Annotated in this window: 11 protein-coding genes and 1 pseudogene; 8 read left to right on the top strand and 4 right to left on the bottom strand. The window is 70.9% G+C overall.

Annotation, left to right across the window (positions count from 1 at the left end):
- Positions 1 to 412 precede the first annotated feature (412 nt).
- Together ACZ5ID_RS28490 and ACZ5ID_RS28485 are read right to left on the bottom strand one after the other, a co-directional pair.
- A complete protein-coding gene (locus tag ACZ5ID_RS28490; RefSeq protein ID WP_468903469.1) occupies positions 413 to 2,797 on the bottom strand; it encodes a glycoside hydrolase family 44 protein in 2,385 nt (794 codons plus the stop codon).
- Positions 2,798 to 3,176: 379 nt separating this feature from the next.
- Positions 3,177 to 3,389, bottom strand: a pseudogene (locus tag ACZ5ID_RS28485) (AraC family transcriptional regulator); the annotation flags it as partial.
- Positions 3,390 to 3,517: 128 nt separating this feature from the next.
- Here ACZ5ID_RS28485 and ACZ5ID_RS28480 point away from each other — a divergent pair.
- Positions 3,518 to 4,561: a saccharopine dehydrogenase family protein gene (locus ACZ5ID_RS28480; protein WP_468903467.1), complete on the top strand. Its 1,044-nt coding sequence runs from the start codon at positions 3,518 to 3,520 to the stop codon at positions 4,559 to 4,561.
- Positions 4,562 to 4,724: 163 nt separating this feature from the next.
- Here the strand turns inward: ACZ5ID_RS28480 and ACZ5ID_RS28475 are convergent, their stop codons facing one another.
- Both ACZ5ID_RS28475 and ACZ5ID_RS28470 read right to left on the bottom strand, forming a co-directional pair.
- A complete protein-coding gene (locus ACZ5ID_RS28475; RefSeq protein WP_468903477.1) occupies positions 4,725 to 5,603 on the bottom strand; it encodes an expansin EXLX1 family cellulose-binding protein in 879 nt (292 codons plus the stop codon).
- Positions 5,604 to 5,926: 323 nt separating this feature from the next.
- Entirely contained in the window at positions 5,927 to 6,223 is a 297-nt protein-coding gene (locus tag ACZ5ID_RS28470) for a helix-turn-helix domain-containing protein (RefSeq protein ID WP_468903465.1), read from the bottom strand.
- A 179-nt stretch (positions 6,224 to 6,402) separates the two neighbouring features.
- Here ACZ5ID_RS28470 and ACZ5ID_RS28465 point away from each other — a divergent pair, with 179 nt between their 5' ends.
- From ACZ5ID_RS28465 to ACZ5ID_RS28435, 7 genes are all read left to right on the top strand, one after another.
- On the top strand, positions 6,403 to 6,714 hold the full coding sequence (locus ACZ5ID_RS28465) for a nuclear transport factor 2 family protein (protein ID WP_468903463.1): 312 nt from the start codon (positions 6,403 to 6,405) through the stop codon (positions 6,712 to 6,714).
- A 105-nt stretch (positions 6,715 to 6,819) separates the two neighbouring features.
- On the top strand, positions 6,820 to 7,320 hold the full coding sequence (locus ACZ5ID_RS28460) for an MFS transporter (RefSeq protein WP_468903460.1): 501 nt from the start codon (positions 6,820 to 6,822) through the stop codon (positions 7,318 to 7,320).
- Between the two features lie 627 nt (positions 7,321 to 7,947).
- The gene (locus ACZ5ID_RS28455; protein ID WP_468903458.1) at positions 7,948 to 9,207 is read left to right on the top strand and encodes a glycosyltransferase; all 1,260 of its coding nucleotides are present in this window, start codon (positions 7,948 to 7,950) and stop codon (positions 9,205 to 9,207) included.
- 324 nt (positions 9,208 to 9,531) lie between these two features.
- A complete protein-coding gene (locus ACZ5ID_RS28450; protein ID WP_468903474.1) occupies positions 9,532 to 9,837 on the top strand; it encodes a helix-turn-helix domain-containing protein in 306 nt (101 codons plus the stop codon).
- A 98-nt stretch (positions 9,838 to 9,935) separates the two neighbouring features.
- A complete protein-coding gene (locus tag ACZ5ID_RS28445) occupies positions 9,936 to 10,808 on the top strand; it encodes an NAD-dependent epimerase/dehydratase family protein (protein ID WP_468903456.1) in 873 nt (290 codons plus the stop codon).
- Complete coding sequence (locus ACZ5ID_RS28440) at positions 10,801 to 11,631, top strand: MBL fold metallo-hydrolase (RefSeq protein ID WP_468903454.1); 831 nt, start codon at positions 10,801 to 10,803, stop codon at positions 11,629 to 11,631. The genes ACZ5ID_RS28445 and ACZ5ID_RS28440 overlap by 8 nt, the downstream gene beginning before the upstream one ends.
- 562 nt (positions 11,632 to 12,193) lie before the next feature.
- On the top strand, positions 12,194 to 13,141 hold the full coding sequence (locus tag ACZ5ID_RS28435) for an NmrA/HSCARG family protein (RefSeq protein ID WP_468903452.1): 948 nt from the start codon (positions 12,194 to 12,196) through the stop codon (positions 13,139 to 13,141).
- The last annotated feature ends 206 nt before the right edge of the window (positions 13,142 to 13,347 follow it).

Raw genomic sequence — 13,347 nt, 5'->3', positions numbered from 1 at the left:
CTTCTGTGGATAGAATGCCCCTCGGTTTGTCCGTTTCTCCCTTCCCCCCCCCCCCCCCCCCCCCCCCCCCCCACGTCGTGTGGGCGGAGACATTCCGCTCCAACTGGTGGGGACGGATGGGGCGTATCGGGTCTGATGCAGGGTACGTGTACGCCGCACCGGCCCCGCGGAGACCGCAGTGGGACCTGCGCCTCCAGCTCTGCGGGGCCGGTGGCCGGCGATGCGTCAGGACGGCGGCGCCCCTCGGCGCCGACCGTCGGCGCGGAATCCGCCCAACTGCGCCGGGACCTCATGACAGGCCCGGGCGACCCGGACACCTGGCTGTGTCCCCGCAACCTGCGGTATTGCGGTAGTACGAGCGGAGCCCGGCCGACCCCTGCTCTCGGGGTCGGCCGAGCCTGTGCCTGGTGGGTCAGTGGGAGGCGTTGCGTGCGGGCGCGTGCCCGACGGCCGGGGAGGGGGCGGCTGCTGCCGCGGTGCCTGCGGTGGTGCAAGGGGTGCCGTTGAGGGTGAAGGTGCTGGGCGCCGTGTTGGCGCCCGAGTAGGCGCCGTTGAAGCCGATGGTGGTGGAACCGCCCGTGGGCAGGGACGCGTTCCAGCCGGCGTCCTTGACGGTGACCGTGGCGCCGGTCTGCGACCAGGTGCCGTTCCAGCCCTGGGTGACCTTCTGCTTGTCGGCGAAGGTGAATCCGAGGCTCCAGCCGTTGACCGGTGCGGCCTGGTTGGTGATCTTCACGTTCGCGGTGAAGCCGGTGCCCCAGTCGTTGCCGACCTGATAGGCGACGGTGCAACCGCTTGTCGTGGCCGGGCCGGTGGTGACCTGTAGCGAAGCCGACGGGGGCGAGCTGCGGCCCCCGGTGTCGGTGGCCACGACGCGGAAGGTATAGGTGGTGGCCGGAGTCAGACCGGTGACCGTGGCGGTGGTCGTCGACGCGGGGACGGTGGCCAGCGGCGCCGTGGCGGCCGGGTCACCGGCGTACACACGGTAGTCCGCCAGCGGTGAGGTCCCGGGTGTGGCGGCCGGCCAGGTCAGCTTCACGCGGTCGGAACCGGTCGCGGAGGCCGTGGGAGTGCCGGGTGCCGAAGGCGGGGTGGCCTGGGCCGAGCCGGCGGGAATGACGTACTCGGTGATGGAGTAAGCCGGGAAGGTCGCGGTGAAGGAGCCGGCGCTCAGCGGCTGATCGGCCGGGTGCTGGATGGCGTTGGGCTCGGCCTGGCCGTAGCGGTAGACCTGCGCCGCTGCCGGGAGCGCGGTGCTGCCGGTCACGGAAACGGGTGCGGTCAGGTCGCCGGTGGTCTTGTTGATCACCATGACCGTGGTGGCGTGGTCGCCGCTGCGCTCGGCCGCGTACACCGACAGCTTGTCCTGGTCGGCGCTCGCGGCCCGGACGGAGGTGTCGCCGAAGGTGGCGCCGTGGCCGTCGTAGTTGAGGAACATGCGGAAGGCGTACGCTCCGGGGTCGGTCGCCTTCGGCGGTGACCACAAGGTGGCCAGGTCCAGCCCCTGACGCCCGAAGATCCCCAGCACGTCCGCCTCGGCGATGCCGCCGTCGATGTGGTCCAGCGCGCCCCAGTTGTACTCCGAGATGGCCAGCTTCGTACCCGGGTAGTTCTGGTCGACCAGCGAGCGCATACGCGGGATGAACTGGATCGGCTGGTTGATCCAGCTCTCGTCGACGTAGGAGGGATCCCACAACTGCCGGGTGGAACGCAGTCGCAGGGCCTGCGTCGCCGCGTCGTCCGCACTGCCGGACACACCGGACTGCTGCGGGTAGATGTGCTCGTCGAAGTAGTCCAGGATCCGGCGTCCGTGCGCCTGCTGGTACTCCTGCATCTTCCGCAGGTACCACGGCGCGAACTGCACGCCGCCGTGGGCGGCGGTGTCCGGCGGGTTGGACCAGCAACTGCCTCCCTGCTCGCCGCACACCTGCTGGTCCAGGCCGGAGTAGATCAGCGAGTTGAAGCCCCAGCCGACCGGGCCGAGGGTCTGCGCGCTGGGGTCGGCGTCCTTGACCGCTGCGGCGGTGGCGTAGGTGCTGTCGCGCAGTTCGTCGTAGCCCGCCCCCGCGGGATGGACGTCGCGGTGCGTGCCGGACCAGAGGTCGGGTTCGTTGTCCAGGTCGTAGAAGCGCACGCCACCGCTGCCCGCGGCGCCGTAGGTGCTTTTGAGGTACTGCACCCAGCCCTTGACGAAGTCCGGGCCCGCGGGCGTGCTGGTCTCGGCCGGATCGTTGCCCTTGATCAGGGTGCCGTCGGGCTTCTTGCCGTTGCCGCAGTCCGGTCGCCACTGCGCGTCGGTGTCCTGCTGGGGGCCGTACTTGGCGATGCTGAATCCGCAGCGGTCGTCGCGGTCCGCCGCCGTCCAGCCGGTCATCGGCACGGTCATCAGCGTGTCGGTGCCGGTCCTGCGGTTCTGCTCGACGAACTTGTCGGCTTGCGATCCGGCGGGCAGGGCCGCGGTGTCGTTGTTGTAGTGCAGGTCCTCGAAATACCAGTCGGACCCGGCGTTGTAGGCGTCCAGCTTGTAGTTGTAACGGGACGTGGCGTTGCCGCCCCAGCGACCCGTCGGCAGACGCAGTTCTTTGGCCAGTGCCTCGTCGGGGAAGTTCAGGCCGTAGATGTGGGGGTCGATGGCGTGCCGCCCGGTGGTGGCGTCCACCGTGATCGCCGGGCCCGCGGAAGCACCGGCTGCCCGTATCGATCGACCGGGCCCGGTGTCGTCACCCTGAGCCGTCCCGGCGCTTGCCAGCAGCACCGCGAATGCCGCCAGGGTGGCTGCCTTGTGTGTCGTACGCATGGTCTCCTTCTCAACAGCCGGCAGCACGGGCGGTACGGTCCGCGGCGCCGAAGCGTGCGATCGGTACGTACCGCCGGAAGTGCCGCGGCCTTCGGTGGGGGATGGAAACGGCCGCGCTGTGGGAGCCGGCTCTCACCTGCCGGTGCCGGCGAGGCGTAACGCTGCGGCCGACGACTGTGTCGTGCGGCCGACGGCGAAACTCCTCAACTCGCCGTAGACGAAGCCCAGTCGAGCTTTTGGGAGCGCTCCCATCAGGGAGTCTGGAGTGCCGGGTCCGGAGTGTCAACATGTATGCGCGAGCGGCCATGTGGGTGGGCCGTGACTCCGTGCGGAGCATGCCCGAGCCCGTCGCCCGGACGGTTGCTCTCCGCCGCCCGGCCGGGGACGTCACTGTGGCCGCGTGCGCGAGGCGGTCGAGTCCGGTGTCGGGTTCAACGCGGAAGCGGCCGACCCGAACCGGGCCGCGTCCGCAGAGGGAGAAGTCGTACCAGGGATCCACCGCCTGGGTCAGGTCGGACCCGAAGGTCTCGACGCCCACGGACAGTTCCTCGTGGAGCATGCGTTCGGTGACGGGCGACGCGACAGTGGGCAGGTCCGAAACTGTGCGCTGCGTGTCGTTTCCGACGCTCGTGCAGGGTGCCCCCTCGGGGACAGGATGGGCGTGTAAGGCCGCAGCGGACCGACATCGCAGCGGACGTTCGAGTACAGGGGAGCAGTCTCATGGGGTCGGGTCAACTGGTGGCGGTCTTCGGTGCGTACGGTCACACGGGGCGGTTCGTGGTCGCGGAACTGGCCGCACGCGGGTTCGTCCCGGTACCGTCCGGGCGCAACGCGCGGTCTTTGCGGGAACTGGCCGACGAGCACGGGATGGAGGCCCGGATCGCGTCGGTCGAGGAACCGGCTTCGCTGGACCGGGCTCTGGCGGGAACGGTGGCGGTCATCAACTGCGCCGGCCCCTTCGCCTCGACCACCGGCCCCGTCATCGAGGCGGCGCTGCGCGCGGGCATCCCGTACCTGGACGTAGCCGCCGAACTGGAGGCGAATCTCGATACCTTCGCCCACTACCGCGAGCGGGCCCGGGACGCGGGAGCGGTGATCGTGCCGGCCATGGCCTTCTTCGGCGGTCTCGGCGACCTGCTGGCCACCGCGGCGATGGGGGACTGGACCGAAGCCGACGAGGCCCATATCGCCTACGCCCTCAGCAGCTGGCACCCCACCGCCGGCACCCGGCTCTCGGGCGCGGTCTCCCGCGAGCGGCGGGGCGACCACCGGCTGCGCTACCGCGGCGGGCAGTGGGAGCGCCGCATGGACCAAACCCCCACCCTGGAGTGGTCCTTCCCGGACCCGATCGGGCCCCGGCAGGTGATCGGGGAGTTCACGATGGCGGACGTCGTCACCGTCCCCCAGCACCTGTCCATCCCCGATGTGACCACCTACATGACCGCCGAGGCGGTCCGTGACATCGCCGCCCCCCACACACCCGCTCCGACCCCCACGGACAGGAGCGGGCGCTCGGACCAGACCTTCCTCGTCGACGCCGTCGTACGCTCGGGTGGAGCCGAGCGCCGGGCCACCGCCAGCGGCCAGGACATTTACGCTGTCACCGCACCCCTGGTCGCCGAGGCCCTGGAGCGCGTCCTGACCGGCCGCACCGCGACCACCGGCGTCGCCTCCGCAGGTGAGATCTTCGACGCCCCGGACTTCCTGCACGCGCTCGCCCCGCACATCACCTTCGACCTGCACCCGCAGAAGCGGAGTGCCTGACCCCACCTACCCACCCGCTACCCACCCGCGCGGCTGCCGGACGCTCTCTGCGTGAGCCACGGGGGAGCGAGCCGAGAGCGAATTGGTAGCGCACTGAGCTGGGTGCGCTGTTCGCGGGCTCCGGTAGTGAGGGGCCGGCCCTCCGCTGGATGAACGCATGGGATCAATGCTGTGCGAACTGGACTTGCGTGGGCTGCACCGCTCCCGGCCGCAGGGCGATCCCGTTGACCGTCAGTCGTTCTCCGTAGATGTCGGTGATCCTTACGGGGCCGCCGCATCCGTTGCCGTCGGGGGAGAGGAAGTAGTTGTAGCCGGTGCGGGCCAGTTGCTGCCAGCCGCTTTTTGTGCGGACTTCGAGCCGTGCGAGCGGATTTCGGTGGCCGATGGCCTGAATGCCGCACCAGTAGGGGTTGGAACCGTTCTTGTAGCGGATGGATATCGTGCCCGGTGTGCCGGGGCTCAACAGGCTCCAGGTGATCGTCAGCCGGCCGGTCGAGACGGGTGCCAGTTTGGCGAAGGCCTGCTCGCTGAGGTCGAGTTGGCCCGGTGCGCAGGGCAGAGGGCACTCGTTGGTGATCCGTACCGTGACGGAGGCGCCGTTCGCCGCACGGACGAGCACGTACGCGCCGCAGGCCCTGGACGTCTCGTAGTCGGTGGTGTTCATCGCCGCGATCATCATGTCGCCGCTCGCGCCGTAGGAGCACGCGCCGTCCCCGACGCCGGCCCGGTAGACAGTGGCGACTCCCCGGTAGGTGCTCCGGGGCCGAATCCGTCCGGCGAGGGGTGAGGTGGCAGGGCTGCGAGGGGCGGCCGATGGCGGCGCAGACGTGGTCGGGGACGCGGTCCGGGACGGAGCGCCGTCCGGCGTCGGGGTTTTGGCACCGGCCGACGAGCTCGCGGAGGGGCCCGCCGGGGGAGTGGGGGAGAGCTTGGAGCCCGGTGAAGTCGGCGAGATGGGCGACAGGGGGCCCCGGGAGTCGGCGACAGCGGTGTCCCGCCCGGTGGTCCCGTGATGGTCATGACGGCCCCGCTGAACAGCCATGACCAAGCCGACGAGAAGACCGGTGATGACCAGCCCGGTAGTGGTGGCCACGGTCAGCCTTCTCCTGCGCCTGCGCTGTCGCGCGGCCTGACGTGTCTCTTTCATGTGCATCCGTTCGGAAGAGCGAGCCGGTGTTCCCCTACTCAGTGGCCGCGGGCGACGAGAAGGTTGCCGCCGTTGCCAGGTTGCCGCCGATTGTTCGGCCGGCCCGCCGACCGGAGGGAGATCGCGGCGAAGCCGTCGAGGACGGGCGTACGCAGGAGGAATGCGACCCGAGTCGTACCGACGTTCCTTCACCAGGAGGCTGAGCGCACCGGACAGGCTCATCCGGGCCGGGCGCGTTCGAGGCTGTCGCGCAGATTGGCGTAGACCGGCAACAGGTCGGCGTAGACCGGCAACAGGTCGGTACGCAACTGGCCGCCGAGCGGCGTCGACGGATTAGCGGCGGTTGGAGCGGTCCAACAACAGGCCCCGAGTCTGCGTTCCTGGCGGCCGATCGCCTGACTGACACGTGCCTGCGTGAGGTGCAGCCGTGCAGCCGCACGGCCGAAGTGCAGTCCCTCCGCCAGCGTCAGGAATATCTCGATGTCGCGGGCCCACGTGTAGCCGACCCCCGTCATAAGCCTGAGTTATCGGATCCTGCTGATCTTCGGCATTGATGAGCGCGGCGAGACGCTGAAGGATCGACACCGGGCCGGAGCCGCTGCCGGTGACCGAGTCACCTCTGCGGTGTCCGCACCGATGACAACGCACCGCCAGACGGTCCGCTCGGGCCGCTGGAGCGTGGAGGAGAAACTTCATGGAGCCGCTCGTCGCCGGCGTCGCCGTTCCGCAGGAGGACGTACGAGCCGTCGCCCAGCTCGTCGCCCAGGTCGAGTACGTCCGGCAGAACGGACTGCCGGATGCGTTCACGGAGCTGTGCGGCCAGGAGGCCGTGTGGACCCTTCCACACGGCGACCCGCTGACCGGGTTGGCGGCGATCAGCGCCTTCGCCCGCAGGTCGCCGTCCGGCACCGTCCACCGGCCGCTGACTGTCACCTGTGAAGCCGAATCCATCGATCACGACGCCTTCGAGGCGGACCGGACCCTGTCGACCGGAGCACACTCATGACCATCGCGGACACCGTGGCAAGACCCGCCGCGCACGACGACGAGCGGGTACCGCTCACCAGATGGCTCGCATTCGTCGCCATGCCCAGTCGGGACGTTCGCCCTCGTGACCGTCGAATCCCTGCCCGTCGGGCTGCTCCCCTTCATCGGGGAGGCCCTCGACGTGTCCGAGGGGACCGCCGGGTCGATGGTGACGTTCCCAGGCCTGTTCGCCTCCGTCTTGGCGGCACTGTTCCCGGTGGTGATCGGCCGGCTCGCCCGGCGGGCCGCCCTGATCGGCCTGATGGTGCCGGCCAACGGGCTGTCGGCCGTGGCGCCCGACTTGGTCGTCCTGCTGGGCTCGCGCTTCCTCGTCGGAATCAGCATCGGCGGCTTCTGGACGCGCGCCGCGGGCCTCGCCGGGCGGCTGGTGGCGGAACGGTCCGTGCCGCGGGCCGTCTCCCTCGTCTTCGGTGGCGCGATGGCAGCCAATGGACTCGGCGTCCCGGCCGGGACGCCGATCGGCGGGCTCGCGGACTGGCGCACAGCCTTCGTGACCGCGGGCACACTGGGTCGCGTCGTCCTGGTGGCCCGGTCCGCCCCGCTGCCTCCCAAGCCCGCCCAGTAGGGCGTCCAACTGCGTACGCTGCCGCAGCAGTTACCCGGCCCCGTGGTGCGCCCCGCCGTCCTCTCCACGTTCCCCCTGGTCGGCGGCCACTTCGCCGCCTACACCTTCGTCAGCCCGGTCCTCCGCACCGCTGGCGGGATCGGTGAACGCGCGATCGGCCCGCTCCTGCTCGGCGTCGTCAGCATCCTCGGCAACTTCCTCGCCGTGGCGGCCTCACAGCGGAACGTCCGCGCCACCCACCGCACCAGCAACGGCGCATGGACATCTGGGCGGCATGGGAGCACGTCAGTCGCGCCGCCGCACACGCGGTTCCCGCTCCCGTCGCCACGGATGCGGGGGGACCGGCTCGCAGCGGGAGACGCGATGAAACGGCGACCCCGAGGCCGGGGCCGGTCCAGGTCCTGCGGGTCGGGCCGGTTCGACCCGCAGGTCGTCGTCATCACCGGCGAACGAGCGGCGGTCCGCTGGCGGTTCCGCTTCGGCGACGGACCGGCCGACTCGGTCCGAGGCGTGACCCTCGTACTCGTACGGGAAGGGTTGATCGTCGAGTCGCTCGGTACGGCAAGCCCACCGGCGACCTCCCGTCTGCCGGGGCCGAAATCCACTGAAAGCAAAGGAGGTCCTGACGTGCGCGTGTTGTTGGTGGCGCAAGGTTCACGCGAAGACGCGGAGCCGGTGCTCGCGCTGGGCACGGCTCTACGGGCATGCGGTGCGGAGGTGCGGGTATGTGCCCCACCGGACTTCGCGGAACTGGGGGACGGGACCGGCATCCCCTGGGTGCCGCTCGGTCAGTCGCTGCCCGCGATGCCGACCGTCGCGGTGACGAGAACGGCGGAGGACGAGGACCGGACGGCGGAAAGCCCCTCCGTGTGCGTGGCCCGGATGGTCGCCGCGACGTACGACTCGGTCGCCGCGGCGGCCGATGGATGCGACGTCGTGGTGACCACCGGCCCGCTCCCGGCGGCAGCCGCCGCGCGGGCGGTCGCCGAGAAACTGGGCGTCCCCTATGTGTTCGTCACCTGCTCTCCGACCCACCTGCCGTCGCCGCACCACCCGCCACTGGCGTATCCGGAGCGGCCGGTCCCGCCGGGGGCGATAGACAACCAGGTGCTGTGGGACCTGAACGGCGAGCACCTGAATACGTTGTTCGGTGAGGGGATCAACAGCCACCGGGCGGCGATCGGCCTGCGGCCGGTGGACGATGTCCGCGATCACGTCCTGACCGGGCGTCCGTGGCTGGCGGCGGACGCTGCTCTGAGTCCGTGGCCGCGGTCGGCAGATCTCGACGTGGTGCGGACCGGTGCGTGGATACGGCCGGACAACCGCCCGCTCCCGGCCGGCCTGGAGGCGTTTCTGAAGGCCGGCACACCACCGGTGTACGTGGGCTTCGGGAGCCTGCCCGTGTGCGAGGGCGACGCCCAGGGCGTTCGGGCCGTTGTCGAGGCGATCCGCGCCCAGGGCCGCCGGGCCGTCGTCGGCCGCGGCTGGTCCGACCTGGTGGTGACCGACGGTCGGGGCCACTGTTTCGCTGTCGGTGAGGTCAACCCGCAGGCACTCTTCCCCCGGGTAGCCGTCGTCGTGCACCACGGGGACGCGGGTACCACGACGACGGCCGCCCTGGCCGGTGTGCCGCAGGTGGTGGTGGCGCGGACGGCGGACGAGTCGTACTGGGCGAGCCGGGTGGTTGACCTCGGCATCGGCGCGGGGCACGACGGGCCGAGGCTGACGTACAAGTCCCTGTCGGTCGCGCTCAGGAGAGCCCTGAACCCCGGGACCCGGGCACGAGCGGACGCCATGGCGGTCACGATCCGCACGGACGGAACGGCGGTGGCCGGGAAGTTGCTGCGCGACACGGTCGCCCGGGGAAGGCCTCTCGTGGCGGCGTGAACGCACGGGGCCGTCCGCCCGGGAAGGTCCGCGGCGCCGGGCCCTGCCCCCATCAGGGACGCAGCGGGGACGGGTCTCCGACACGCCGCAGACCTCCTGGTCCGGCATATCAACGTTCACGAAGATCACATCGGGGGAGACATCAATGTCTGTGAGTGGAAACCGGCTGTGGGCACGGGCATCCGGCCGTGAGGTACCGGTGGGCGAGAGGTTCGAATGGTTCAGCGAGACGGTGTCCACGGACCTGTTGCCCGTCGAGATCAAAACCGATCGGGCGAGTGACTTCCACGCCGAGATCGGGGCGCGGTCGCCGACCACCACACCATCTCGCTGCGCGGCCTTTACGCGCTGTTCGGGGACGAGCCCGAGGGTGTCGCCGCCTTCATCCGGACCCGCCGCCTCGAGCGCTGCCGCGCCGATCTCGCCCGGCCGGAGCTGCGCGCGCTGCCCATCCAGGCCATCGCCGTTCGCTGGGGCCTTGCCAACGCCACCGTCTTCGGCCGCGCCTTCCGCCAGGCCTACGGCCTCACCCCCGGGGAGTACCGCCGCCTTGCGCTGGGCTCCGGCTCTGCACGCGCAGTCGAACGATCCTGCACGGTGCGTCGACTGTCGCGCGCCGGACGCGCCTAAATTCTGTTTCCGCAGGTGAGGCGAGTGACACCACCTCCACTGAACCAACAGCGAACAACGAACAACAAAGAACGAACAACGAACAAAGGGGATTGGACGTGAAGGTACTCGTCCTGGGTTCCACCGGATACATCGGGTCGGCCGTGGTGCGGCGGCTGACGGCGGAGGGCCACCAGGTGGTCCACTTCGTGAAGGACGCGAGCCGGCCGCCGGCCGAGGCACCGATGGTGGTGGGCGACCTGACCGACCCGGCCTCGCTGCGGGCCGCCGTCACCGACGACATCGACGCGGTGATCAACCTCGCCACGCCGACCGGCGACGAGTCGGTGGACGCGGCGGCCGTGGACGCGCTGACCGAGCGGCTGCGCGGCTCCGGACGGGCCTTCGTCTACACCAGCGGCGTCTGGGTGCTCGGCGCCACCGACGACGCACCGGTCGACGAGGACGCGCCCACGAACGCCATCGCCATCGTCGGCTACCGCCCCCGGATCGAGCAGCGGGTGCTGGCCACGGGCGGGGACGACGTACGAGCCGTCGTCGTGCGGCCCGGTATCGTGTACGGCCGCGGCGGTGGCATTCCGGGGCTGATGACCGGCTGGGCGCGCGAGCACGGCACCGGCCGGTACGTCGGTTCGGCCGCGACCCGCTGGCCGATGGTGCACGTGGACGACCTCGCCGACCTGTTCGTGCTGGCGGTGACCAAGGCCGATTCCGGCAGCGTGCTGCATGGCGTGGCGCACGAGGCGGTGCCGGTCGCGGCACTGGCCGCAGCCGCCGACATCGCCGCGGGCGGTGGCGGCCGGGCCGAGCCCTGGTCGCTGGAGCAGGCGGCCGAGGCCGTGGGCGCTCCGTTCGCCGAGGCGCTGGGCCTGAACCAGGTGGTGTCCGGGCAGCGAGCCCTCACCGAACTCGGCTGGCAGCCCAGCCGCCCGTACGTCCTGACCGAGCTGGCCGGGGGCGACCGTGGCTGACCTCACCGGTTCGACGCTGCCCATCTGCCGCACCTGCGGCACGCAGTACGCCGCCCCGCGCACCGACTGCCCGGTCTGCCTGGACGAGCGCCAGTACGTCGGACGCGACGGCCAGCAGTGGACCAGCCTCGCCGAGTTGCGCGCCGACGGTCACCAGGGCCGCTTCGAGGAGCAGGGTCCGGACATCATCGGCATCGGCTGCACGCCGGAGTTCGCCATCGGCCAGCGCGCCCTGCTGCTGCGCACGGCCGCGGGCAACATCCTGTGGGACTGCGTGCCCTATCTCGACGACGCGATGATCCGCGAGGTGCGGGAACTCGGCGGCATCACCGCGATCGCGATCAGCCACCCCCACTTCTACTCCGCCATGGTCGACTGGGCACACGCCTTCGAGGTCCCCGTGTACCTGCACGAGGCGGACCGCCGCTGGGTCGGCCGCCCCGACCCCGCTCTTCGCTTCTGGAGCGGACAGACCCACCGGCTGACCGACGAACTGACGCTCATCAACCCGGGCGTCCACTTCCCGGGCAGCACGGTCATGCACTGGAACACAGGCCAGGGCGCCCTGTTCACCGGCGACATCGTCAACGTCGGCCCCGACCCCCGCTGGGTCAGCATCATGTACAGCTACGCCAACCACATCCCCGAACGCCCCGACGCCGTTCGCGCCGCCGGAAAACTGCTCGCGGGCTACCGCTTCGACCGGATCTACGGCGCCTGGTGGGGCCGCGTCGTCACCGCCGACGGCAACGAGGTCCTCGCCCGGTCCATCGAGCGCTACCTGCGCTTCGAGCAGGCGCCGCCCATGGAGGACGGGGCATGACCGGGCGGTGTCGGGCGGGGGAGTGAGCAGTCGCGTCCTCCCCGCCCGTGAGGGTGTACGCGGCGCCAGGGAGTGGACCGAGCGGGGTCTGCCGGCCTCGGCGCCGAGTACGACGCCGGTGCTCCGACGCCGGTGCTGCGACGCCGGTGCTCTCACCGGGACGAGGCCTCAGCTCTCGGGCTGTGGCCTCGTCTCGTAATGGCCGGGCCGGGGTTTGCTCCCTCGTCCCGGCTGCCTCGGTGCCCGCCCGGTGACCCGCCGCACTCCGGGGCTTCACGCCCACACGCGCCAGAGCGGCAGGATGCACCGGCACCGTCAAGCGTGGGCGGCAGCGCCTGCGGCATTTGATCGGCAGCGGCCACGAAGGCGCAGGACCGGGACGGCACGGGGCGACCGTTCGGGCCCGTTGGGGACCTTCTCCCTGACAGAGCCATGCTCCGCATGGGGTCCCGCTCGTGTGGCGCCCGGCGTGGCCTGCCGCTGGAGCACCTGACGCGCCGTAGGTTCGCACCGCGTCCTCCCGGCCGGGTGTGGGGATGCGGGTTCAGGAGAGGGGAAGGTCATGAGCGGCAAGCGGATCGTCACCGTGTTCGGCGCGACAGGACAGCAGGGCGGGGCACTGGCGCGGGCGATCCTGGAGGATCCGGACAGTGAGTTCACCGTCCGTGCGGTGACGCGGCGGCCGGATTCGGACGCGGCCCGGAAGCTGGAGCGTCTCGGAGCGCAGGTGGTCCGGGCCGATCTGGACGACGAGGAGTCCCTGGCGCCCGCGCTGGGGGGCGCGTACGGGGCGTATCTCGTGACCAACTTCTGGGAGGACATGGACGCCGCACATGAACAGGCGCAGGCGGCGGCGCTCGCGCGGGCCACCGGACATGCCGGGGTTCAGCACGCGGTGTGGTCGACGCTGGAGGACACCCGGGAGTGCATTCCCCTGGACGACGACCGGATGCCCACGCTCCAGGGCAGGTTCAAGGTGCCGCACTTCGACGGCAAGGCGGAGGTCGACCACCTCTTCCTCGACGCCGGCGTCCCGGTGACGTTCTTGCGCACCACGTTCTACTGGGAGAACCTCTACGGGGCGTTCGCACCGCAGCCCGCTGAGGACGGCGCGTTGGAGTTCGTCTTCCCGATGGGCGACAAGAAGCTGTCGGGTATCGGGGTGGAGGACATCGGCCGGACGGCGTACGCCCTGTTCAGGGGTGCTACGGACTACATCGGCGCGACGGTGAGCATCGCGGGCGAGCACCTCACTGTCACGGACATGGCCACGGCGATGACCGAGGCCCTGGGGCGCCCGGTGCGCTACCGCCCGTTGAGCCCGGACGCCTTCAGGGCCCTGGGATTCCCCGGCGCTGACGAGGCGGGCAACATGTTCCAGTTCTACGCCGACTGCGAAGCGCGTTTTCTCGCCGCCCGTGACCTCGACGCGGTCCGCTCGCTCCATCCCGGCCTCCAGGACTTCGCCACGTGGCTGGCCAACCACCGGGACCACTTCACGTCCGCCTGACGCCCGTGCGAGTACCCATCGCCACGTGCCCCCTCACCGGCGTAGGACGGCGGCTTGTAGGGGCCGCCCCCCTCGCCCCTCTTGCGTCACCTCACGCGCCAGCCGATCCGGTTACCTCGCGGAAGTGCGGGAAGTACGCCCGCCCCGGAGTGTCCCCGACCGTGTAGGGGTGCGAGGTGTGGACGTGGCCGGCTGAGTATTCCGGC

This window comes from Streptomyces sp. NPDC031670, assembly GCF_055580545.1.
This window is presented reverse-complemented; position numbering and strand designations above follow the sequence as displayed.